This window comes from Janthinobacterium sp. SUN120, assembly GCF_030397735.1.
Taxonomy (GTDB): domain Bacteria; phylum Pseudomonadota; class Gammaproteobacteria; order Burkholderiales; family Burkholderiaceae_D; genus Janthinobacterium; species Janthinobacterium kumbetense.
The window spans coordinates 101,149-121,325 of sequence record NZ_JAPUBW010000007.1 but is presented as its reverse complement, the minus strand read 5'-3'; the positions used below and the strand labels follow the sequence as shown (position 1 = coordinate 121,325).

Here is a 20,177-nt window from a genome sequence, read left to right as displayed (position 1 = left end):
AAGAATGGGGGCAGCATACGACACCGCGCACCGCCTGGCCCCGGATTTGCCCGCAAATAGGACAAAAAATGCGCTGTGCGCCGCTTTTGTGCTTACAATCGTTGCACGCCCATGCACTTTTGCTCACATCCTATGCTCAATGCCGCCCCTGAATCCGGATTGACCGCCGCGCGCCAGCAAGCCGTCGTCGCGGCCCTGCTGACCGTGCTGCCGGCCCGCTGCGTGCTGTCCGACGCCGAAGATACGCGCCCGTACGAATGCGATGGCCTGGCCGCCTACCGCCAGCTGCCGATGGTGGTGACGTTGCCGGATACGGAAGAACAGGTCATCGCCATCCTCGGCGTCTGCCGCGCGTTGAAGGTGCCGATCGTGCCGCGCGGCGCGGGCACGGGCCTGTCGGGCGGCGCCTTGCCCATCGCTGATGGCGTGGTGCTGTCGACGGCGCGTTTGAACCGCATCGTGCGCCTTGACGCGTATGCGCGCACGGCCGTGGTGCAGCCGGGTGTGCGCAACCTGGCCATTTCCGAAGCGGCGGCGCAACATGCCTTGTACTACGCGCCCGACCCGTCCTCGCAAATCGCCTGCAGCATCGGCGGCAACGTGGCGGAAAACTCGGGCGGCGTGCATTGTCTGAAATACGGCTTGACCGTGCACAATGTGCTGCGCGTGCGGGTTGTTACCATTGACGGTGACGTGCTGGAACTGGGCGGCGAATGCCTCGATTCGCCCGGCCTCGACTTGCTGGCCGTCTTCATCGGCTCCGAAGGCATGCTGGGCATCGTCACGGAAGTGACGGTCAAGCTGATCCCGAAGCCGGCCACGGCGAGGGTCATCATGGCGTCCTTTGACGACGTCGTCACGGGCGGCAATGCCGTGGCCAACGTGATCGCGGCCGGCATCATCCCGGCCGGCCTGGAAATGATGGACCGGACGTCGTCGCGCATGGTTGAACCGTTCGTCAAGGCCGGCTACGACATCGACGCGGCCGCCATCTTGCTGTGCGAAGCGGATGGCACGCACGAGGAAGTGGAAGAGGAAATCGCCCGCATGACGGCCGTGCTGGAAGGGGCGGGCGCCAGCGCCATCGCCGTGTCGCAGTCGGAAGCGGAGCGCATGAAATTCTGGTCCGGCCGCAAGAACGCCTTTCCCGCAGCGGGGCGCATCTCGCCCGACTACTACTGCATGGACGGCACCATCCCGCGCAAGCGCCTGGCCGAAGTCCTGACGGGCATCGCCGGCATGGAAACGACGCATGGCTTGCGCTGCGCCAACGTGTTCCACGCGGGCGACGGCAATTTGCACCCCTTGATCCTGTTCGATGCCAACATGCCCGGCGAATTCGAGCGCGCCGAAGCGTTTGGCGCGGACATCCTGGCCCTGTGCGTGGCCGTGGGCGGCACCATCACGGGCGAACATGGCGTGGGCATGGAAAAGATCAATTCCATGTGCGTGCAATTTACGCGCGCCGAACTCGATGCCTTCTTTGCCGTCAAGCGCGCCTTCGATCCCCACGCCTTGCTGAACCCGGACAAGGCGATTCCCACCTTGAACCGCTGCGCCGAATTCGGCAAGATGCATGTGATGGCGGGACGCCTGCCGTTCGCCAATCTGCCCCGTTTTTAATTTTCCGGAGACTCTTTTGCAAGCGATAGCGGAACAATTCAGGCAGCAGATCCTGGCGGCCAGCGCGGCGGGCCGCCCCTTGCGCCTGCGCGGCGGCGGCACGAAGGACTGGTATGGCCAGCAGCTGGCCGGCGAGGTGCTCGATACGCGCGCGTACGCGGGCATCATCGACTATGAACCGACGGAGCTGGTGATCACGGCCCGCTGCGGCACGCCGCTTGCCGAGATCGAGGCGGCGCTGGCCGCGCGCAACCAGATGCTGGCCTTCGAGCCGCCCCATTTCGGGCCGGGCGCCACGGTGGGCGGCGTCGTCGCCAGCGCCCTGTCCGGCCCGCGCCGGGCCAGCGCGGGAGCCTTGCGCGACTTTGTGCTGGGCGCCGTGCTGATGGATGGCCACGGCCAGCGCCTGGCCTTCGGCGGGCAAGTGATGAAGAACGTGGCCGGCTACGATGTCTCGCGCCTGCTGGCGGGGTCCCTGGGTACCTTGGGCCTGATCCTGGAAGTGTCGCTGAAAGTGCTGCCCTTGCCGCTGCGCGAAGCGACCTTGCGCCTGGAATGCGCGGAAATTGCCGCCTTGCGCATGCTCAATGAATGGGCGGGCAAGCCGCTGCCCATTTCCGCCAGTTGCTGGCATGACGGCGTCTTGAGCGTGCGCCTGTCCGGCGCCGAGGCGGCCGTGTCGGCGGCCCTGCAATCCTTGAAAGGCGGGCTGCTGGCAGCCGAAGACGCGGCCGCCTTCTGGCTGTCCGTGCGCGAGCAGACGCACGATTTCTTTGCCGGCCCGGGCAGCCTGTGGCGCCTGTCGCTGCCGCCGCACGCCAGCGCCGTGATTTTAAAGGGGCGCCAGCTGATCGAATGGGGCGGGGCGCAGCGCTGGCTCAAGCTCGACGGCGACGCCGATGCGGCAGGCAGTCAGCACATCCGCCAGGCCGTGGCCGCGCTTGGGGGCCACGCCACCCTGTTCCGCGGCGGCGACAAGGCCGTGGGCGTGTTTCATCCGCTGGCGCCGGCCATTGAAAAAATCCACCAGCGCCTGCGGCACGCTTTCGACCCGGCCGGCATCTTCAACCCGCACAGAATGACTTGAGCGCATGCAAACCAATCTCGCCGATTTCATCAAGAATACGCCGGCAGGCGACGAAGCCGAAGCCATCCTGCGCGCCTGCGTGCATTGCGGCTTTTGCACGGCCACCTGTCCCACCTACCAGTTGCTGGGCGATGAACTCGATGGCCCCCGTGGACGCATCTACCTGATCAAGCAAGTGCTCGAAGGCGCGCCCGTCACGGCCAAGACGCAGACGCATCTGGACCGCTGTCTGACCTGCCGCAACTGCGAGTCGACCTGTCCGTCCGGGGTGCAGTACGGGCGCCTGGTCGACATCGGCCGCAACGTCGTCGAACAGCGGGTGCAGCGCCCCTTGCGCGAACGGGCGCTGCGCTTCGCCCTGAAGGAAGCCTTGCCGCGCCGCTGGCTGTTTACGCCCGTGTACAAGGCGGGGCAGGCGCTGCGGCCCTTGCTGTCGAAAGGCTTGCAGGACAAGCTGCGTCCCGGAGAAAAGGCCGGGGCATGGCCCGCGCGCCGGCATGCGCGCACCATGCTGCTGCTCGACGGCTGCGTGCAGCCGGCCATGTCGCCGAACATCAACGCGGCCACGGCGCGCGTGCTCGACGCCCTCGGCGTGCAGCTGATCGTCGCGACCAAGGCGGGCTGCTGCGGCGCGCTGCGCCATCACTTGAACGACCAGGAAGCGGCGCTGGACGACATGCGCCGCAATATCGACGCCTGGTGGCCCTACGTAGATTGCGTGGACAGCGCGGAAGCCATCGTCATGACGGCCTCCGGCTGCGGCGCCACGGTGAAGGAATATGGCCATCTGCTGGCGCACGACGCCCGCTATGCGGACAAGGCGCGGCGCATCGCAGAATTGACGCGCGACTTGTCCGAGATCATGCCCGCGTTCGAGGCGGAGCTGGTGGCGCTGCTGCAAGGGCGCATCGGCAAAAGAGTGGCGTACCACCCGCCGTGCACCCTGCAGCACGGCCAGCAGGTGCGCGGCAAGGTGGAGCAGGTGCTGCGCGCTGTCGGCGTCGACGTGCGCCTGTGCGCCGACAGCCATCTGTGCTGCGGTTCGGCGGGCACGTATTCGATCCTGCAGCCGGCACTGTCGCAACAGTTGCGCGACAACAAGGTGGTGAACCTGGAAGCGTGCGAGCCGGAGATGATCGTGTCGGCGAATATCGGCTGCCTGAGCCACCTGCAGTCGGGCACGGAGACGCCCGTGCGGCACTGGATCGAATTGATCGACTCCGCCTTGACCCCGGTCAAATAGGCACTTCGCTGTATTGGGCGATGCGCCACTGCGGCGCCGGGATGAAATTGTTCGCCCACTCCAGCACGGCGTCGGCCGGCATGGGCCGGGCGATGCCGTAGCCTTGCGCCAGGTCGCAGCCCAGCTGGATCAATCGCGCGCCATGCTCGACGCTTTCCACGCCTTCGGCGATCACCGTCAAGCTGAAGGAGCGGGCCAGGCCGATGACGGCGCGCACCAGGTGCAGGTCGTCGCGGTCGTTGAGCATGTTGCGCACGAAGCTCTGGTCGATCTTGACGATATTCGCCGGCAGGCGTTTCAGGTATGACATCGAGGAGTAGCCGGTGCCAAAATCGTCGAGCGCAAACGTGATGCCCAGCGCCTGGCAGGCGCGGATGATGCGGCGCACGTCTTCGATGTCGTGCAGGGCCGACGATTCGAGGATTTCCAGTTCCAGCATGCTGGCGCGCACGCCGGGAAATTCGCCGAGGATGGTTTCCAGGCGCGAGACGAAGTCCGGTTGCTGGAAGTGGCGCGCCGCGATATTCACGCTGACGACCCAGTGCTTGCCGCAAGCGACCCAGCGCTGCATCTGCCACAGGGCCTGGCGCAGCACCCATTCGCCGATGTCGATGATCAAATCCGTCTGTTCCACCAGCGGCAGGAATTGCGCGGGCGCCAGCACGCCGCGGCGCGGGTGCTGCCAGCGCAGCAGCGCTTCCATGCCCACCACCGTGCCGGCGCGCATGTTCACCTTGGGCTGGTAGTACAGCCGCAGTTCGCCATTGATCAGGGCCTGGCGCACTTCCGTGCGCTGGTTGTGGTGGGTGCGCACTTCTTCATCGAGGTTGGTGTCGAAGAAGTGGTACTGGTTGCGCCCCGTCAGTTTCGCCTGGTAGACGGCGTGGTCGGCGTGGCGCAGCAGGCTTTCCGTATTCAAGTCCTTGCCCGCGTAGACGGCGATGCCGACGCTGGCCGTCACGTGCAGCGCCTGCTGGTCGCCCTGGTAGGGGCGGCTCAGTTCCTGCAGCAATTGCGTGATGTTCTGTTCGATGCTGGCGATGCTGGCCTGGCCGCACAGCAGCAGGACGAATTCATCGCCGCCCAGGCGCGCCGCGTAGTGGATCTGGCCCGTAAAGCCGTGCAGGCGGCCGGCCACCTGCTTGAGGATTTCATCGCCCGCTTCGGCGCCGTAGCGGTCGTTGATGGCCTGGAAATGGTCGAGGTCGAACAGGCAGACGGCCAGCAGGCGCTGGCGTTCGCGCGCCAGGAACAGCTCCTGTTCGAAGCGGGCGGCCAGCGCGGCGCGGTTGGGCAATCCCGTCAGCACGTCATTGTAGTTTTGCCATGACAGCTTTTGCAGCGCCTGCTGCATGTGCACGGTTTCGTTCAACTGTTCGCCCAGCTGGCGCTGGCTGGTCTTCAGCGAGGTCAGCAATTCTTCGATATCGCCGGCCATGCCGTTGAACGACTGCGACACGGCTTGCGCTTCGGGCGTGGTGCCGGCCGCCAGGCGCACGGCGAAGTTGCCATCGCGGAAGCGGTCCGTCGCCTGCACGAGCCGCGCCAGCAGCTTGCGGTGCGACGCCAGGATCAAGCCCAGCAGGAGGAAGACGAGGACGATATTGATGGTGCTGAGGACGGCTTGCCCGCGCACCCGTTGCCACACCTGCGCCAGGGGCAGGCCGGGCGTGTAATGCACGTCGAGGATGCCGTCGCCGCCATCCGGCAGCGCCACCGTCAGGCGGCTGCGGATGGCTGCCATGCCCGCCAGGCGTGCAAACCACGCCGGCACGCCGTCGGCCAGCGTGTCGGTCAGCTTGTTGTCGGCCAGCACTTCGACATGCGCGCCAGCCGTATCCCAGCGCATGGCGGCGAGGCTGCGGTTCAGCGGCAGGGCGCTGCGCAGCACTTGCCGCACGCTGTCGTGCATCGCATGCCGGTCCGTATGCACGGCCAGCGGCAGCACGCTATTGGCCAGGAACAGGTCGAGTTGCCGGGCCTCGCTCTGGTAGCGGGCATTGGCCAGCGCCGTTTCCGTCCCGAGCAGGGCGTGATAGCGAAAGGCGGAAACGGCGAGTATCAGGAAGGTAATAGGGATGAAGAGGCGGGAATAACTGCCCATCCGCATCCATGAAGATAATATTTTCCCAAAGACTGGCATCGTTTTATGATCGATATCTGCGAATAATTATGTAAACATTATCACCGATATTTGCTATTTGAAACACAATATTGATATCAAGCATGAAATAAATACAGTTTTATTGATTTCGCATGATTGTTGTCTTAAGTCAAAGTATTGCGCTTCTACTCTTGTAGCAATTGCCGTATGTCGGCCGCCAGGCTGGCCGGCTTGCTGGCCGTCGCATAGCGGCGAAATACGCTGCCATCCTTGCGCACCAAAAACTTGGTGAAATTCCATTTGATCGATTGCGTGCCCAATATGCCGGGCGCCGCCTGTTTTAATTGGGCAAAGACGGGATGGGTATGCGGGCCATTCACGTCGACCTTGGCAAACAGGGGAAAGGTGACGCCGAAGTTTTTTTCGCAAAAGGCGCCAATTTCCTCGTTCGAACCCGGTTCCTGCTGGCGGAATTGATTGCAGGGAAAACCCAGCACGACCAGTCCCTGGTCGTGGAATTCGCGGTACAGCGTTTCGAGCCCCTGGTATTGCGGCGTGAAGCCGCAGGCGCTGGCCGTATTGACGATCAGCAGTACCTTGCCCTTGTAGCGCGCCAGGTCGATCGGCGTGCCGTCCAGTGCCTCTGCCTGGAAATCGTGGATGTTGGTCATGTCAGAGTAGTCCCAGTTTGGTGGCGCCCGCCTGCGGGGCCGGTTCCGGCGCCGCTGCGCCCTTGAGCTTGATCGTCAGGCGCAGGTCGTTGACGGAATCCGCATTGCGTAGCGCGTCTTCATAGCTGATGGCGCCCGCCTCGTGCAGGTCGAACAGGGCCTGGTCGAAAGTCTGCATGCCATGCTCGCGCGATTTTTTCATCAATTCCTTGATCTCGTGCACCTGGCCCTTGAAGATCAGGTCGCTCATCAGCGGCGAATTGAGCAGGATTTCCAGCGCCGCCTGGCGCCCGCCGCTATCCTTGTTGGGGATCAGCCGCTGCGAAATCATGCCCTTCAAATTCAGCGACAGGTCCATCAGCAACTGCTGGCGCCGCTCTTCGGGGAAGAAATTGATGATGCGGTCCAGCGCCTGGTTGGCGTTGTTCGCGTGCAAGGTCGCCAGGCACAGATGGCCCGTCTCGGCAAACGCGATGGCGTGGTCCATCGTGTCGCGGTCGCGGATTTCGCCGATCTGTATCACGTCGGGCGCCTGGCGCAGGGTGTTTTTCAGGGCCGTGGCCCAGTCGTCCGTATCGACGCCCACTTCGCGCTGGGTGACGATACAGTTGCCATGCGGATGGATGAATTCCACGGGGTCTTCGATGGTGATAATGTGGCCGTGGCTGTGGGCGTTGCGGTGGCCCACCATGGCCGCCAGGGTGGTCGACTTGCCGCAGCCCGTGGCGCCCACCATGATGACGAGGCCCCGCTTGCTCATCACGATGTCTTGCAGGATGGCGGGCAAACCCAGCCCATCGAGCGTGGGGATGGCGGTATTGATCAATCGCAAGACCATGCTTGCCTGGCCCATCTGCACGAAGGCGGATACGCGGAAACGCCCGAGTCCCTCCGGGCTGATGGCGAAATTGGCTTCGCGGCTGGACTCGAACTCGGCCGCCTGGCGCTCGTTCATGACGGCGCGCACGTAGCCGGCCGCCTGGGCCGCGTCAAGCGCGCCGCCAGCCAGCGGCGTCAGCTTGCCGTCGAGCTTGATGGCGGCGGGAAAGCCGGCCGTGATGAACAGGTCGGAGCCGCCCCGTGCGCGCATCTGCGCCAGCAGCGCATGCATGGCGCCATAGTGTTCGTGCGTCGTCTGCATGGCTTATCCGGGGAAGTTTTCAGGGGACTTGGCGGCCGAGCGGGCCGTTTCCGCCGAGATCGTGCCGCGCCGCACCAAGTCGGTGAGGCACTGGTCCAGGGTTTGCATGCCCACGTTGCTGCCCGTCTGGATGGCCGAATACATTTGCGCCACTTTCGCTTCGCGGATCAGGTTGCGCACGGCAGGCGTGGCCAGCATGATTTCATGCGCGGCCACGCGGCCCGCGCCGTCCTTGGTTTTCAGCAAGTTTTGCGAGATGACGGCTTGCAAGGATTCGGACAGCATGGCGCGCACCATTTCCTTTTCCTCGGCAGGGAAGACGTCGATGATGCGGTCGATCGATTTCGCCGCCGACGAGGTGTGCAGGGTGCCGAACACGAGGTGGCCCGTCTCGGCCGCCGTCAGCGCCAGGCGGATGGTTTCCAGGTCGCGCAATTCGCCCACCAAAATCACGTCCGGGTCTTCGCGCAGGGCCGAGCGCAGCGCATTGCTGAACGAATGCGTGTGCGAGCCCACTTCGCGCTGGTTGATCAGGCATTTCTTCGGTTCATGCACGAACTCGATCGGGTCTTCGATGGTCAATATATGGTGGTTCAGGCGCTCGTTGACGTGGTTCACCATGGCCGCCAGGGTGGTCGACTTGCCGGAACCCGTCGGGCCCGTCACCAGCACGAGTCCCCGCGGACGCATGGCCAGCTCGCCGAAGATGCGCGGCGCATTGAGTTCTTCCAGCGTCAGCACCTTGGAGGGAATCGTGCGCAGCACGGCCGAGGCACCCCGTTCCTGGTTGTAGGCGTTGACGCGGAAGCGCGCCAGGCCGGGAATCTCGAACGAGAAATCGCATTCCAGCGCTTCTTCATACGCCTTGCGCTGGCTGTCGTTCATGATGTCGTAGATCATGCTGTGCACTTCCTTGTGCTCGAGCGGCGCCACGTTCAGGCGGCGCACGTCGCCATTGACCCGTATCATCGGCGGCAGGCCGGAAGACAGGTGCAGGTCGGAAGCCTTGTTGCTGACGGAGAAAGCGAGTAGTTCGGAGATGTCCATTTATAATCCCTGTGCCTGCATTGATGGGCTGGCGCACTGTGCCGCCGCCCCTATACACTAGAAAATGATTATGTCCACAATCGAACAGAACTTGCAAGCCGTGCGCGACAGTATTGCGCAGGCCGCCTTGGAGGCGCAGCGCGCCCCTGGTGACGTGACCCTGCTGGCCGTGTCGAAAACCTTCGGCGCGGACGCCGTGCTGGCAGCCATGCGCGCGGGCCAGGCGGCGTTTGGCGAAAATTACCTGCAGGAAGCGCTCGACAAGATTAGTGCCGTCAAGCTTGCGCTGCCGCAAGGCGCACCCGTCTGGCATTTCATCGGCCCCATCCAGAGCAACAAGACGCGCCCCATCGCCGAACATTTCGACTGGGTGCATACGGTGGAACGGGAAAAGATCGCCGCCCGCCTGTCCGAACAGCGCCCGGCCGGCTTGCCGGACCTGAATATCTGCCTGCAAGTCAATATCAGCGGCGAAGCCAGCAAAAGCGGCGTGACGCCGGCTGACTTGCCGGCGCTGGCGCATGCCGTGGCGCAATTGCCCCGTTTGCGCTTGCGCGGCCTGATGGCCATTCCCGAGCCGGAAACGGATGTCAACCTGCAGCGCGCCGCCTTTGCGCAATTGCGCGCGCTGTACGACCAATTGAAGGCGGACGGCCTGGCGCTCGATACCTTGTCGATGGGCATGTCGGCCGACTTGCGCGCCGCCGTGCTGGAAGGCGCCACCATCGTGCGCGTGGGCAGCGCCATTTTCGGTTCCCGCAATTACTCTTAACTGATTGATAGAAAGCATAGCCATGACGACAGAATTGAATATCGCCTTTGTGGGCGGCGGAAACATGGCGGCGGCCCTGATCGCCGGCCTGGCGGGTAAATTGACCCTGGGCGGCAACATCCACGTGATCGACCCGCATGCGCCCGCGCTGGAAAAACTGCAGGCGCAATTCGGCGTGACGACGGCTTCCGCCGCCGGCGACGCGCTGCGCGGCGTGGACGTGATCGTGCTGGCCGTGAAACCGCAAAGCATGCGCGACGTGGCGGCGCAGTTGCTGCCCTTCCTCGACGGAAACAAGGCGCCATTGATCCTGTCGATCGCGGCCGGCATCCGCGCGGCCGACCTGTCGCGCTGGCTCGGCGATTACCGCGCCATCGTGCGCTGCATGCCGAACACGCCAGCCCTGATCGGCATGGGCATCACGGGCATGGTGGCCAGCAGCGGCGTCAGCGATGAGCAAAAGAAGACGGCGGACGCCATCCTGCGTGCCGTCGGCCAGACCGTCTGGCTCGATGATGAAGCGAAGATCGACCCTGTGACGGCCGTGTCCGGCAGCGGTCCCGCCTATGTGTTTTACTTTATCGAAGCGATGCAGCAGGCGGCCGCCGAGCTGGGCCTGACGCCGGAGCAGGGCACGCAGCTGGCGATTGCCACCTTTACGGGCGCGGCGCAACTGGCGGCGAACTCCAGCGAACCCGTGTCCTTGCTGCGCGAGCGGGTCACGTCGAAGGGCGGCACGACGTATGCGGCGCTCACCAGCATGGAAGAGAGCGGCGTGAAGGCGGCCATCGTCAAGGGCATCAAGGCGGCCGCGCAGCGGGGGCGCGAGATGGGTGATGAGCTGTCGAAGTAATTAGATCACCTTGACGGCGCGGCCGATGTATAAAACCGGTCCCGTCGGCCGGCCTGTGGGCGAGCCCGTTACCGGTTCCAGGGTGATTTCAAACAGTTGCTCCGGCTGCAGCGGCGGCAGCTTGTCCAATGTCAACTTGAGGCTTTGTCCCGGCTTGACCAGGCCCAGCGAGACGGGTGCGCCCCAGTCCTTGCCCTTGGTCCAGAATTGCAGGGCCTTTTGCTGCGGCACGCTGGTCGGTCCCAGCGGGATCAGGCTCAGGTCGCGGTTCTTGCCGCCGCGTCCGCCCGCCTGCACGATCCAGCCCGGCGATTTATCCTGCGGCGCCACCAGCACCACCAGGTAGCCGGGTCCGCTGGGTGTTTGCAGTTGCACGCTGACCAGCACGGCCAGCGCGGCCGTGGCCGCCAAGCCGCCGCCCGCCAGCACTCTCCAGAAGGCCAGGCTGTTCCACCACGCTTGCCAGCCGCCCGCCTGCCGCACGGCTGAAGGCGTCAACAGGCTGGCGCTGATGCGCGGCCACAGTTGCGCGGAGGGCGTTTCGGGCGGCGCCAGGGTCGTCAAGGGCAGCAGACGCCGTTCCCAGGCTTCGACGGCGTCGCGCAAGGCTGCGTCGCGCGGCAAGCGCTGTTCCACTTCCGCCCGTTCGGCCAGTTCCAATGTGCCCAGCACGTATTCGCTGGCCAGCCTGTGCAATTCCTCGTCGCCGTTGATCATCCCATGCACTCCCGCAAGGCGGCCAGGCCCCGCTTGACCCAGGCCTTGACGGTGCCCAGCGGCGCTTGCAGGCGCTGCGCGATTTCGCTGTGGGAACAGCCATCGACATAGGCGTACAGGATGCTGTTGCGCTTCGATTCATCCAGGTGGCCCAGGCAATCGTGCAGCTTGCCCAGGTTCGCCTGGTCGGCATAGGCTTCGCCCGCATCGTGGCTGTGGCGTTCGTGCAGCAGGGTTTCCACGGTATCCTCGTCGGCCGGTACTTCATGGGCGCGGGCGCGGGCCACGTCCAGCGCCTGGTGCCGCACCACCACATAGATCCAGCCCTTGCCGCTGCCGCGCGTGGCGTCGAAACTGCCGGCGCGGCGCCAGATATTCAGGAAGGCGTCGTGCAGCACGTCTTCGGCCAGGGCCCGCTGGCGCACGATGCGCAGGGCCACGCCCAGCAGGTAGCGGCTTTCCTGCTGGTACAGGCCGTGCAATGCCTGCTGCTCGCCCCTGGCGCAGGCGCGCAGGGCGGCATCGTAATCGAACGGAGTGGCTAGCGTTGGCAAGGTCGGCGCAATCGTCAATAGTAAACGGTTAGCAAGTTTTCAAGGCCGAGTATAGGCTAGAAACCCGCTTGCCAACCGTCGCTTTCACTGATTTAGGCGGCCTTCCAGAAAATGTAGTCGGCTTGATAGGGCACCCATTGCTTGGCGCCGATGCTTTCCATGCCGCAGGGGCTGCTTGGCGCCACGCCGCCGCTGGTGGCCACGCGCTGGATGTAGCTGACGCCCTGCATGGCGCCGCTGCCCGTGGCCGGATTGGCCTTCACCAGCTGGTACGGGATATTTCCCGCGCCGGCCGGCGCCACGGCCACTTGCGTCGCCGTCACTTTCGAGCCGTCCAGGTTGGCCCAGGTGGCCGGTGGACCGACATACGTGCCCACTTGCATGCCGCTGCGGTCGTTCAAGGCCGCGTCCGGTCCCACGAAAACCCATTCATGGCCCGTCATGTCTTTCTTGGCCTTGCATTCGTAGGCGATCTTGCCTACGCCCACGGTCTGCATGGCCACCTGGTGGCCATCGGGCACCTTGACGGCGTTCGGTAATTGTTCTTGCGAATAGCGCGCGCTCATGGGAGCGCAAGCGCTCAGCAGCAGGGCGGCGCCCAGCACAGCGAGGGCGGGAACGGCGTGGCGTGGGGCGGTGAAGGCAAGCATGGCGAACTCCTGGTAGTTGGCTCAACCGGCTGGTTGATACCATTACTACGCATGGGTCTGCCATTTGGATGCAGCCGGGTCAAAAATATTTTATGACGGCGTTTCTTTCTTGCTGAAACGCTGCGCCAGCGCCAGCAGGACGGGCATGGCGGTGGCGGCGTGCTTGAGCAGCGCGCCGCTGGCCCGCAGCAGCGGCAGGATGCGGCGCGGACGCACCAATGCCAGGCCCAGCACGGCGCCGCCCACCATCAGGGGAATTTTGAAACGCGTGGCCAGGGTGTGGCGCAGATTGCCGCCCGTCAGCGGTTCCAGCAACTGGCGCGTCTGCACGCCCAGGGCCAGGCGCTGCAGCGCGCATTCGGCCAGCAGCGCGTCGCGCCGCTGCGCCAGGCTGGCGGCCGTGTGGACGCTGGACAATTTGGTGGGGTGCGTGGTCATGGCCGCTCCGATCCCCGGCGCGCCAGCAATTGCAGCTCGTCCAGGTCTTTGTTCAGTTCGGAAAGTGTAAAAGAAAGCAGTTTCGGCTTGCTGCGGAAACTGGCGCGCACGCCCAGCAGGGTGGCAATGGCGGCGACGATGAAGACGGCGGCCGTGATGGCGATGGCGGCGATGCGGTGCGTATCCCAGAACAGCACGATGGCGAGGAACACGATCAAGACCAGGCCGACGAACAGGCACAGCAGTGCCAGCATGGCCAGCGCCAGATAGGACAGGAAGCGCAGCGACTCTTCTTCCATTTCCACGGCCGCCAGGGCCAGACGGGTCTGGACGATGGCGGCGAGGGTCGCTGCGACTTGGGCGACATGGTGCACGATAGCCATATGCTGCCTTTCGCGTCAGGTGACGGCCTGCGCCGTCGGTACCGCGTCGTTACAATCTAGCGGCGCGACGAGGAAAGCAGCAGACCGAACAGCACGCCGACGACGGCGCCCGCGCCCACGGCTTTCCAGGGATTGTCCTGCACGTATTCGTCGGTGGCCTTGGCCGCCTTCTTGGTCCGTTCGAGCAAGTCTTCTTCCAGCTTGATCAAGTCTTTCTTGGCCGTTTCCAGGGTGGCGATGAACTTGTCCTTGACGGCTTTGACATTCTCACCCGTCTGATCCTTGGCGCCATCGAGCCAGCCTTCTGCTTCATCGATGACGGTCTTCAAGTCGCCGACCAGTTTGTCGCGAGCCTTGTCGGCGTCGGCGAGGATGCTGTCGCTGCTGGATTTTCCGGTATGTATCGAGCTCATGTATTACCTCATGGAAGTGAAACTGCACAGTGAAATACCAGTGTAGGCAGCTGCGGCCAGGCTTGTCTTGCGCCGCCTCAAGGGCTGCCGCGGCGCAAGGGTCATTGCTTAACGGAAAGCAAAGTCCAGTACCACGCCCGCAAATACCGCCGCTCCTAGCCAGTTATTATGCCGGAATGCCGCAAAACACGGCATACGCTCGCGTGCGCGGATCAAGGTGTAGTGATAAACGGCGCAGCCGGCCGCCACCAGCAAGCCCGCGACGAACCAGTAACGCAAGCCCAGATACCAGCCGCATGCCAGCCACAGCAGCAGGAAAACGGCATAGCAGGCCATGACGATGGCCACGTCGTAGCGGCCGAAGGTGATGGCCGAGGTCTTGATGCCGATTTTCAAGTCATCGTCGCGGTCGACCATCGCGTATTCCGTATCGTAGGCCACGGCCCAGAAGACATTGCCCAGCAGCAGCAGCCAGGCGACGGCGGGCACGGCATCCGTGATGGCGGCAAAGCCCATGGGAATGCCGAAGCCGAAGGCGATGCCGAGATACGCTTGCGGAATCGCAAAGAATCGCTTGAAATAGGGATAGGTGCCGGCGATGATGACGGCGGCCACGGACAGCTGCTTGGTCAGCGCGTTGAGGGGCAGGATCAGGCAAAAGGCCAGCACGGTCAGCACGCCTGCCACGGCCAGCGCTTCCTTGCCGCTGATGCGTCCGCTGGTGATGGGGCGCTCGGCCGTGCGCTTGACGAATTTGTCGATATCCTGGTCGGCGTAGTCATTGATGGCGCAGCCTGCCGAGCGCATCAGGAAAGTGCCGAGGGTAAAGATGAGCAGCAGCCGCCAGTCCGGCACGCCCTGCTGCGCCAGCCACAGCGCGCACAGGGTAGGCCACAGCAGCAATACGGTACCGATAGGCTTGTCCAGCCGTATCAGGCGGAAATACAGCGCCAGCTTGTTCATGGAAGACTCGATCTTGTTGAAGAGAAAGGTCGATTATCGCAAATAGTATGTAAATGTACTATTTTGCGCCTGGGGCGCTAGTCTTCATCCTCGCACAGCGGCGTAATGCCGGGCAAGTTGCAGCTGGCGATGGCCGCGCACAGGGCGTCGATGGCGGCCTTGCGCGTGAAACTCTTGCGCCACAGCATGACCACGCGGCGCGAGGGCACGGGGGCGGCGAAGGGCCGGTATTCGAGCATGCCGTCGGTGGCGTGCATATTGGCGACGGAGGCGCGCGGCAAGACCGTCAGGCCGATGCCGCTGGCCACCATGTGGCGGATGGTTTCCAGCGAGGAACCCTCAAACGTGCGCTGCATGCCATTGCCGGGCGAGGAAAAACGCGCCATTTCGGGGCACACTTCCAGCACCTGGTCGCGGAAACAGTGGCCATTGCCCAGCAGCAGCATGGTTTCCGATTTCAAGTCTTGCGCGGCGATTTTCTCGCGCGCCGTCCATGGATGCTGGCGCGGCATGGCGACGACGAACGGTTCGTCATACAGTTCCTGCATGGCCATGCCGTGTTCGGGCAGGGGCAGGGCCATGATGGCCACGTCCAGTTCGCCCTGGCGCAGCAATTCGAGCAGGCGAACCGTGAAGTTTTCCTGCAAGATCAAGGGCATCTGCGGTACCTGGTCTATCATGGCCTTGACCAGGGGCGGCAGCAGGTAGGGGCCGATCGTGTAGATCACGCCCAGGCGCAGGGGGCCGGCCAGCGGGTCCTTGTTTTGCTTGGCGAGTTCCTTGATGGCGGCCGTCTGTTCCAGCACGCGCTCGGCTTGCGCAATGATTTGCGCGCCAAGTGGCGTGACGGAGATTTCCGCGCCGCCCCGTTCGAACAGGACCACGCCCAATTCGTCTTCGAGTTTCTTGATGGCCACTGACAGGGTGGGCTGGGCAACGAAGCAGGCTTCGGCGGCGTGGCCGAAGTGCTTCGCTCGCGCGACTGCAACGATATATTTCAGTTCAGTCAGTGTCATAGGTTGATTGAAACACAGGAAGTACTTACTTGCAATGAATGAAAGGTGGCGCAAACGTGAAACTGTGGCGCCGATGGCGTATTGTAGCGGATCGCCCCCTATAATGCGGGACCGGGCGTCGAAGGGAGATGGCGATGGAATTGCGGATGCAGGCGCTGGAAGCGGCGATCAATTACTGGCGTGCCAGGCAACCGGCGCGCGGCAACGAATATGCGCTGTCGCCGCCCGTCAGCCGCCTGGCCGGCGTGTATGCGCTGATGATTTATTACCGGCAAGATCGCATCGCCGAAGAGACCCTGGAACCGGCCGTCGTGGCCCTGATCGATGCCTGGCGCCGGGATGCCGGCGGCATCCAAGGCGATAGCCACGCCTGAGTGCGACCATGGCGTGACCCCATTTAACCCAACCAGAGATATCCATGCCTGATTTTGAAAACAAACTGTGCGGCCGCGACGAATTGCGCGCCCGCGCCGCGGCCCTGCCGAAGCCGGTGGTGGTGACGAACGGCGTGTTCGACATTTTGCACCGCGGCCACGTGACCTACCTGGCGCAGGCGCGCGCACTGGGCGCCTCGCTGATCGTTGCCGTGAATACCGATGCCTCGGTGAAACGCCTGGGCAAGGGCGATGACCGTCCCCTGAACAGCTGCGAAGACCGCATGGCCGTGCTGGCCGCGCTGGAAGCGGTGAGCCTGGTCGTGCCGTTCTCGGAAGACAGCGCCCTGGAAGTGGTGCAGGATATCGAGCCGGAAATCTATGCCAAGGGCGGCGATTATGACATGGCGGCCATTCCCGAAGGCAAGGCCGTGCTGGCGTATGGCGGCCAGGCCGTGGCCATCGATTTCGAGCATGACCGCTCGACCACCAAGCTGTTGACGAAAGTGCGGACGCAGCAAGGCTGAGGAAGCTCGTCAATGTTTCCATACAGATAAAAAGACGTTACTATGAGAACTGCCAGGGCTGCGACTTTGTTTCGACAGCCCCAGCACGTTACACCGTCTGAATGCATTGCTAGTCATAGAAAATAAATGGATCATAAAACTTCTGGGGATTGGCCACTGCCTTCCGGCGCCTGGCACGTGGATGACGAGGGCGCGTGGACCATGCAGCGCAGCGCGGATGGTCAGAACGTCTCGCCCTTGGTGAGCCATGCCGATATCGGCAAGCTGATGCTCGCGCGGCGCCTGCCCGCAGCCGCCGGTGCGCCCGTGCGCCAGTTTCCGCCTGAATTTGCGTTCGACCCCGCCTCGGGCGCGGCCTTGCAAGTGCCGCCTGCTACCTCCGCCACGCCGCCCTGGGTGCCGCCCTACGGCGCATCTCCCGTCAGCGACGTGCCGCCAACGGGCCCGTCCGGCTTGCGCCAGGCCAGCGCGCCCCTGAAACTGGCTGACCAGCGCGCGCGCGAAGAGCATGCGCAGGCGGACGTTTCGCTGCCGATGCCGCCGCCCGGCGAATACGAATTCTTTTCCGCCCAGTTCGGCACCAGCGCGCCCGCGCTGCTGGCGCTCGACCCGCGCAAGGCCGTCTTGCACGCCTGGCTGCCCGCCTCGAAACGTTGGCTGGCGCTGGACCCCGACTATGGCAGCTTGCTGGCCGAATCGGACCTGGCCCACGGCGCCTGGCGCGCCGAGCTGGTGCCGGAGTTCAATAGCGTGCTGGTCTTGCCGACCAGCCATGGCCTGGCCTGCATCCGTCCCGACGTGCCGTCGCTGACCTACGTGGTCGAGCACGTGGGCGGCGCGCCGTGCGCAGCCGCGCCCGTCTGGTTCCAGAACCGGTTGTGGGCACCGCTGCGCGACGACGATGGCCGCCTCCGCTTCGTCAACCTTGATGCGCAACAAAAGCCGGGCAGCGACGTGCTGCTCGACGGCCTGTTTGACCTGGGCACCGTCAGCGCGCCCGTCGCCTACAACCGCATGGCCGTGTGGCCCTGCGCCAACGGCCAGCTGCGCCTGCAATTGCAGCCGGACGGCAACGTGGCCGCCTCGTTCACCCCCTGGCCAGAAGGACTGGTGCCGCATTTCGAGTTCGGCAGCCCCTACGTGTCGCGCGACGGCGGCTTGTGGCAGCTGTGCTTCGAGCGCAGCCGCGGCACCTATGTCTACGTGAAACTGGGCGCGCAGTCCGAACGGGCTGACGCGCTGGCGCCGCGCCTGTGCTCGGGCAGCTTCAATTACCGCTTCGCCACCAAGCTGAAAACGGCGCCGTGGGAAGAGCCGGAACACGGCGACGACGGCGGCAAGAACCAGGCCGTCATGCCGCTGCTGGAATCTAGCGTTGGCAACAGCGTCTTCGGCGTGAAGTTTGCCACCAGCGCCGGCCTGTCGAGCGTGCTGCGCTCGAACGATCGCCTGGCGGCGCAGCTGGTGCAGGACGACGAATTGCGCGAAAACGTGTTCCATACCTTTGCCGTCAGCGAACCGTGGCGCGTGCGCCTGTTTGTGCATGAAGGTACGCTGTGGGCTTACCACCCGCTGCTGTCGCGTATCGATGGCTGGGCCTTGCAGGCATGAAAGCGCGCGTCCTGATCGCGGCCGGCGCCGCCTTTCTCGCCTTCGCCAGCGCCAGTGTGCAGGCCGCCGGCATCCAGCAAGCGTTCCTCGTGCAAAATTCGGGCTGGATGGAGCCGTTTTACACGGATGAGCACTCGCAACTGAAAGCCCTGGTGGGCGCCGTGGCGCAGGCCGCTACAAACCCGTCCGATAAAGTGTATACCCTGGCCTTCAGCCAGAGCAGCGGCGCGCACGTGTCGCCGTCGCTGCTGGGGCAAGGGCAGGGCGGCGCCGGCGTGGCGGGCCAGCTGGCCAGCCTGGGCCTGGCGCGCAAGGGCGCCGGCGGCGCGCTGGCCGACACGGATTTCCAGGAAGCCGTGACAAAAACCATCACGGGCCCGTTCCAGTCCGCGTCCGGCATCGTGTGGATCTTTACCAATAACAAGAACAGCCCGAACAACGACAGCCAGACGGCCGAGCGCAACCGCGACTTTTACCGCCTGCTGCACCTGGAACCGTCGATCACCAAGACGGTGGTGTTTCCGCTGCGCATGCCCGTGCAGGGCAAGCTGTACAGCGCCAAGGGCTTGATGGTGTATGCGCTCGCGTATGGCCAGCCGGCGTCGGAGGCCTTGAACCGCATCCTGGCCGAAGGGCGGCTGTCGCAAGTGCTGACGCGTCCGCCCGCGCGATTGAAACCGGTGGACCAGGATGCCGTGCGCATCGTGCCGCAATCCGTCAAGAACAGCGCCAACGTGCACGCCAGCCTGGGCCGCGACGGGCGCACCATCGTGCTCGACGTCGATGCGGCGGACCTGGTGCCGCAAGTGGTGCTGCAGGCATCCTTGCAAAACATGTTTTTCCCGTACGTGATCGACAGCGCCAAAGTGCATGCCAGCCTGGCCGGGCAGAACGCGCCCTTGCACGTTGCGCCAGATCAAATCCGCCAGCTGCAGCCGGGCGCCAGCCAGTCCGTGCAAGTGCAGTTCGCGCTGCCGATGGCGCAGATCCCGTCGCCGTGGTCGGCGCAGGCGATCGCCGCCATGGGCAAGCAGGTGCTGCTGCCCATGCAGGCGCAGGTGGGCCTGTCGGAACAGCGGCTGGCGCTGGCGTCCAGTTTCGGCAAGGATTTGCAGGAATTGTTCCCTGGCGACCCGATTTCCGGCATGTTTACGCCGCCCGACAGCGTGCGCGCGTCGCAGGCGACGATACCGCTGCTGGTGCGCATCCAGTATCCGCTGCTGCCCGTGCTGGTGATCCTCGGCGGCGTGCTGGCGCTCGTGCTGGGCTTGCTGGCGCTGGGCCTGGTCGGCACGCGCGCCACGCGCTACAAGGTGACGGCCGACGGCGTGCAGCGGCAAGTGTTACTAAAACCATTTAAAAGCGTGCAGATCCGCGACGATGACGGCCGCGACATTGGCGAACTCAAGCGTGGCCTGGGCAAGCCGGCCGTCGTGCGCGTGGCCGAAGGCCATACCTTGACCCTGGCCTGAACACAGATTCCTTAAAAATTCCTTCCATTCAATAGAGGCATACCATGGCGCAAGACACTCCAAAAGACAACGCAGGTTTCACCTTGCCGGCCCCGGTAACGGCCCCGGCGTCGGCGCCGCCCGCCGCGGACGCTGCCGCTGCGGCCAGCGCCGCCACCGCAACGACCGAAGCTGCGCCCGCGTTTGACGCTGCCGGCACGACCGATACCTCGTCGCGCGACACCCTGGTCGGCGGCGTGGTGCTGTTGCTGCTGTTCATCGCCTTTTTCTTTGCCAAGAATGCCTATGCGAATGGCCTGGTGGCCAAGCGCGTGCCGCCGAACAAGGCCAATGCCTCGGGCTGGTGGCTGTTCATCTTCCTGGCCAGCCTGGCGACGGGCGTCGTGCTGGCTGCCGTGAATGCGCATAAATTCCTTGCGCCACTGTTCATGGGCCCGCTGGTGCTGGTGGGCCTCGTTGCACTCTTGTTGACCTTTACTTCCAGCCGCCGCTAAGAACACGCCGTTGCACGCATCATC

Annotated in this window: 22 protein-coding genes; 10 read left to right on the top strand and 12 right to left on the bottom strand. The window is 64.4% G+C overall.

The window, feature by feature from the left end:
- Positions 1-132: 132 nt before the first annotated feature.
- From O0879_RS26660 to glcF, 3 genes are read left to right on the top strand one after another with little or no spacing between them, the layout of a single operon-like run.
- Entirely contained in the window at positions 133-1,623 is a 1,491-nt protein-coding gene (locus O0879_RS26660; RefSeq protein ID WP_289919636.1) for an FAD-linked oxidase C-terminal domain-containing protein, read from the top strand.
- Between the two features lie 16 nt (positions 1,624-1,639).
- On the top strand, positions 1,640-2,710 hold the full coding sequence (gene glcE / locus O0879_RS26655; RefSeq protein WP_289919635.1) for a glycolate oxidase subunit GlcE: 1,071 nt from the start codon (positions 1,640-1,642) through the stop codon (positions 2,708-2,710).
- A 4-nt stretch (positions 2,711-2,714) separates the two neighbouring features.
- The gene (glcF, locus tag O0879_RS26650; protein WP_289919634.1) at positions 2,715-3,953 is read left to right on the top strand and encodes a glycolate oxidase subunit GlcF; all 1,239 of its coding nucleotides are present in this window, start codon (positions 2,715-2,717) and stop codon (positions 3,951-3,953) included.
- On the opposite strand, the gene O0879_RS26645 is transcribed toward glcF, so the two are convergent.
- The 4 genes from O0879_RS26645 to O0879_RS26630 all read right to left on the bottom strand — a co-directional run bounded on the left by O0879_RS26645 (position 3,946) and on the right by O0879_RS26630 (position 8,916).
- Positions 3,946-6,057, bottom strand: coding sequence for an EAL domain-containing protein (locus O0879_RS26645; RefSeq protein WP_289919633.1), 2,112 nt, complete (start codon positions 6,055-6,057; stop codon positions 3,946-3,948). The genes glcF and O0879_RS26645 overlap by 8 nt on opposite strands.
- A gap of 185 nt (positions 6,058-6,242) precedes the next feature.
- A complete protein-coding gene (locus O0879_RS26640; RefSeq protein ID WP_289919632.1) occupies positions 6,243-6,728 on the bottom strand; it encodes a glutathione peroxidase in 486 nt (161 codons plus the stop codon).
- Between the two features lies 1 nt (position 6,729).
- Positions 6,730-7,869, bottom strand: coding sequence for a PilT/PilU family type 4a pilus ATPase (locus O0879_RS26635; protein WP_289919630.1), 1,140 nt, complete (start codon positions 7,867-7,869; stop codon positions 6,730-6,732).
- Positions 7,870-7,872: 3 nt separating this feature from the next.
- On the bottom strand, positions 7,873-8,916 hold the full coding sequence (locus O0879_RS26630; protein WP_099665476.1) for a type IV pilus twitching motility protein PilT: 1,044 nt from the start codon (positions 8,914-8,916) through the stop codon (positions 7,873-7,875).
- Positions 8,917-8,986: 70 nt separating this feature from the next.
- Between O0879_RS26630 and O0879_RS26625 the strand changes: the two genes are divergently transcribed.
- The gene (locus O0879_RS26625) at positions 8,987-9,688 is read left to right on the top strand and encodes a YggS family pyridoxal phosphate-dependent enzyme (protein WP_289919628.1); all 702 of its coding nucleotides are present in this window, start codon (positions 8,987-8,989) and stop codon (positions 9,686-9,688) included.
- Positions 9,689-9,710: 22 nt separating this feature from the next.
- The gene (proC, locus tag O0879_RS26620) at positions 9,711-10,541 is read left to right on the top strand and encodes a pyrroline-5-carboxylate reductase (RefSeq protein ID WP_099665474.1); all 831 of its coding nucleotides are present in this window, start codon (positions 9,711-9,713) and stop codon (positions 10,539-10,541) included.
- Here the strand turns inward: proC and O0879_RS26615 are convergent, their stop codons facing one another.
- The 8 genes from O0879_RS26615 to O0879_RS26580 all read right to left on the bottom strand — a co-directional run bounded on the left by O0879_RS26615 (position 10,542) and on the right by O0879_RS26580 (position 15,675).
- Positions 10,542-11,258: an anti-sigma factor gene (locus tag O0879_RS26615; protein ID WP_289919623.1), complete on the bottom strand. Its 717-nt coding sequence runs from the start codon at positions 11,256-11,258 to the stop codon at positions 10,542-10,544.
- Positions 11,255-11,812, bottom strand: a complete 558-nt coding sequence (locus tag O0879_RS26610) for a sigma-70 family RNA polymerase sigma factor (RefSeq protein WP_180278816.1) — start codon at positions 11,810-11,812, stop codon at positions 11,255-11,257. Before O0879_RS26610 ends, O0879_RS26615 begins: the two co-directional genes overlap by 4 nt.
- Before the next feature lie 92 nt (positions 11,813-11,904).
- The gene (locus O0879_RS26605; protein ID WP_099665472.1) at positions 11,905-12,462 is read right to left on the bottom strand and encodes a DUF3455 domain-containing protein; all 558 of its coding nucleotides are present in this window, start codon (positions 12,460-12,462) and stop codon (positions 11,905-11,907) included.
- Positions 12,463-12,552: 90 nt separating this feature from the next.
- Positions 12,553-12,900, bottom strand: coding sequence for a hypothetical protein (locus O0879_RS26600; RefSeq protein WP_289906834.1), 348 nt, complete (start codon positions 12,898-12,900; stop codon positions 12,553-12,555).
- Positions 12,897-13,283, bottom strand: coding sequence for a phage holin family protein (locus O0879_RS26595; protein WP_289919621.1), 387 nt, complete (start codon positions 13,281-13,283; stop codon positions 12,897-12,899). The genes O0879_RS26600 and O0879_RS26595 overlap by 4 nt, the downstream gene beginning before the upstream one ends.
- Before the next feature lie 56 nt (positions 13,284-13,339).
- Complete coding sequence (locus O0879_RS26590; RefSeq protein WP_099665471.1) at positions 13,340-13,696, bottom strand: DUF883 family protein; 357 nt, start codon at positions 13,694-13,696, stop codon at positions 13,340-13,342.
- A gap of 108 nt (positions 13,697-13,804) precedes the next feature.
- Complete coding sequence (gene ubiA, locus O0879_RS26585; protein ID WP_034784859.1) at positions 13,805-14,659, bottom strand: 4-hydroxybenzoate octaprenyltransferase; 855 nt, start codon at positions 14,657-14,659, stop codon at positions 13,805-13,807.
- A 77-nt stretch (positions 14,660-14,736) separates the two neighbouring features.
- On the bottom strand, positions 14,737-15,675 hold the full coding sequence (locus tag O0879_RS26580) for a hydrogen peroxide-inducible genes activator (protein WP_099665470.1): 939 nt from the start codon (positions 15,673-15,675) through the stop codon (positions 14,737-14,739).
- 134 nt (positions 15,676-15,809) lie between these two features.
- On the opposite strand from O0879_RS26580, the gene O0879_RS26575 reads away from it, so the two are divergent.
- The 5 genes from O0879_RS26575 (at position 15,810) to O0879_RS26555 (ending at position 20,153) form a co-directional block, all read left to right on the top strand.
- Entirely contained in the window at positions 15,810-16,049 is a 240-nt protein-coding gene (locus O0879_RS26575; protein WP_077399697.1) for a DUF3717 domain-containing protein, read from the top strand.
- Between the two features lie 44 nt (positions 16,050-16,093).
- A complete protein-coding gene (gene rfaE2, locus O0879_RS26570; RefSeq protein ID WP_251351044.1) occupies positions 16,094-16,576 on the top strand; it encodes a D-glycero-beta-D-manno-heptose 1-phosphate adenylyltransferase in 483 nt (160 codons plus the stop codon).
- Positions 16,577-16,753: 177 nt separating this feature from the next.
- Complete coding sequence (locus O0879_RS26565; protein ID WP_289919619.1) at positions 16,754-18,187, top strand: hypothetical protein; 1,434 nt, start codon at positions 16,754-16,756, stop codon at positions 18,185-18,187.
- Positions 18,184-19,659 (top strand): hypothetical protein, encoded by a 1,476-nt coding sequence (locus O0879_RS26560; RefSeq protein WP_289919617.1) that lies wholly within the window; start codon positions 18,184-18,186, stop codon positions 19,657-19,659. Before O0879_RS26565 ends, O0879_RS26560 begins: the two co-directional genes overlap by 4 nt.
- A 44-nt stretch (positions 19,660-19,703) precedes the next feature.
- Positions 19,704-20,153: a hypothetical protein gene (locus tag O0879_RS26555; RefSeq protein WP_289906843.1), complete on the top strand. Its 450-nt coding sequence runs from the start codon at positions 19,704-19,706 to the stop codon at positions 20,151-20,153.
- The last annotated feature ends 24 nt before the right edge of the window (positions 20,154-20,177 follow it).

What these genes read in the sequence shown, in the direction of transcription:
- O0879_RS26615 (WP_289919623.1), bottom strand. Translation starts at nt 11,258, where the DNA reads ATGATCAACGGCGACGAGGAATTGCACAGGCTGGCCAGCGAATACGTG.
- O0879_RS26600 (WP_289906834.1), bottom strand. Translation starts at nt 12,900, where the DNA reads ATGACCACGCACCCCACCAAATTGTCCAGCGTCCACACGGCCGCCAGC.
- O0879_RS26575 (WP_077399697.1), top strand. Translation starts at nt 15,810, where the DNA reads ATGGAATTGCGGATGCAGGCGCTGGAAGCGGCGATCAATTACTGGCGT.
- O0879_RS26630 (WP_099665476.1), bottom strand. Translation starts at nt 8,916, where the DNA reads ATGGACATCTCCGAACTACTCGCTTTCTCCGTCAGCAACAAGGCTTCC.
- O0879_RS26560 (WP_289919617.1), top strand. Translation starts at nt 18,184, where the DNA reads ATGAAAGCGCGCGTCCTGATCGCGGCCGGCGCCGCCTTTCTCGCCTTC.
- O0879_RS26605 (WP_099665472.1), bottom strand. Translation starts at nt 12,462, where the DNA reads ATGCTTGCCTTCACCGCCCCACGCCACGCCGTTCCCGCCCTCGCTGTG.
- O0879_RS26635 (WP_289919630.1), bottom strand. Translation starts at nt 7,869, where the DNA reads ATGCAGACGACGCACGAACACTATGGCGCCATGCATGCGCTGCTGGCG.
- O0879_RS26645 (WP_289919633.1), bottom strand. Translation starts at nt 6,057, where the DNA reads ATGGGCAGTTATTCCCGCCTCTTCATCCCTATTACCTTCCTGATACTC.
- ubiA (WP_034784859.1), bottom strand. Translation starts at nt 14,659, where the DNA reads ATGAACAAGCTGGCGCTGTATTTCCGCCTGATACGGCTGGACAAGCCT.
- O0879_RS26595 (WP_289919621.1), bottom strand. Translation starts at nt 13,283, where the DNA reads ATGGCTATCGTGCACCATGTCGCCCAAGTCGCAGCGACCCTCGCCGCC.
- O0879_RS26660 (WP_289919636.1), top strand. Translation starts at nt 133, where the DNA reads ATGCTCAATGCCGCCCCTGAATCCGGATTGACCGCCGCGCGCCAGCAA.
- O0879_RS26555 (WP_289906843.1), top strand. Translation starts at nt 19,704, where the DNA reads ATGGCGCAAGACACTCCAAAAGACAACGCAGGTTTCACCTTGCCGGCC.
- proC (WP_099665474.1), top strand. Translation starts at nt 9,711, where the DNA reads ATGACGACAGAATTGAATATCGCCTTTGTGGGCGGCGGAAACATGGCG.
- O0879_RS26640 (WP_289919632.1), bottom strand. Translation starts at nt 6,728, where the DNA reads ATGACCAACATCCACGATTTCCAGGCAGAGGCACTGGACGGCACGCCG.
- O0879_RS26580 (WP_099665470.1), bottom strand. Translation starts at nt 15,675, where the DNA reads ATGACACTGACTGAACTGAAATATATCGTTGCAGTCGCGCGAGCGAAG.
- glcF (WP_289919634.1), top strand. Translation starts at nt 2,715, where the DNA reads ATGCAAACCAATCTCGCCGATTTCATCAAGAATACGCCGGCAGGCGAC.
- O0879_RS26590 (WP_099665471.1), bottom strand. Translation starts at nt 13,696, where the DNA reads ATGAGCTCGATACATACCGGAAAATCCAGCAGCGACAGCATCCTCGCC.
- O0879_RS26625 (WP_289919628.1), top strand. Translation starts at nt 8,987, where the DNA reads ATGTCCACAATCGAACAGAACTTGCAAGCCGTGCGCGACAGTATTGCG.
- rfaE2 (WP_251351044.1), top strand. Translation starts at nt 16,094, where the DNA reads ATGCCTGATTTTGAAAACAAACTGTGCGGCCGCGACGAATTGCGCGCC.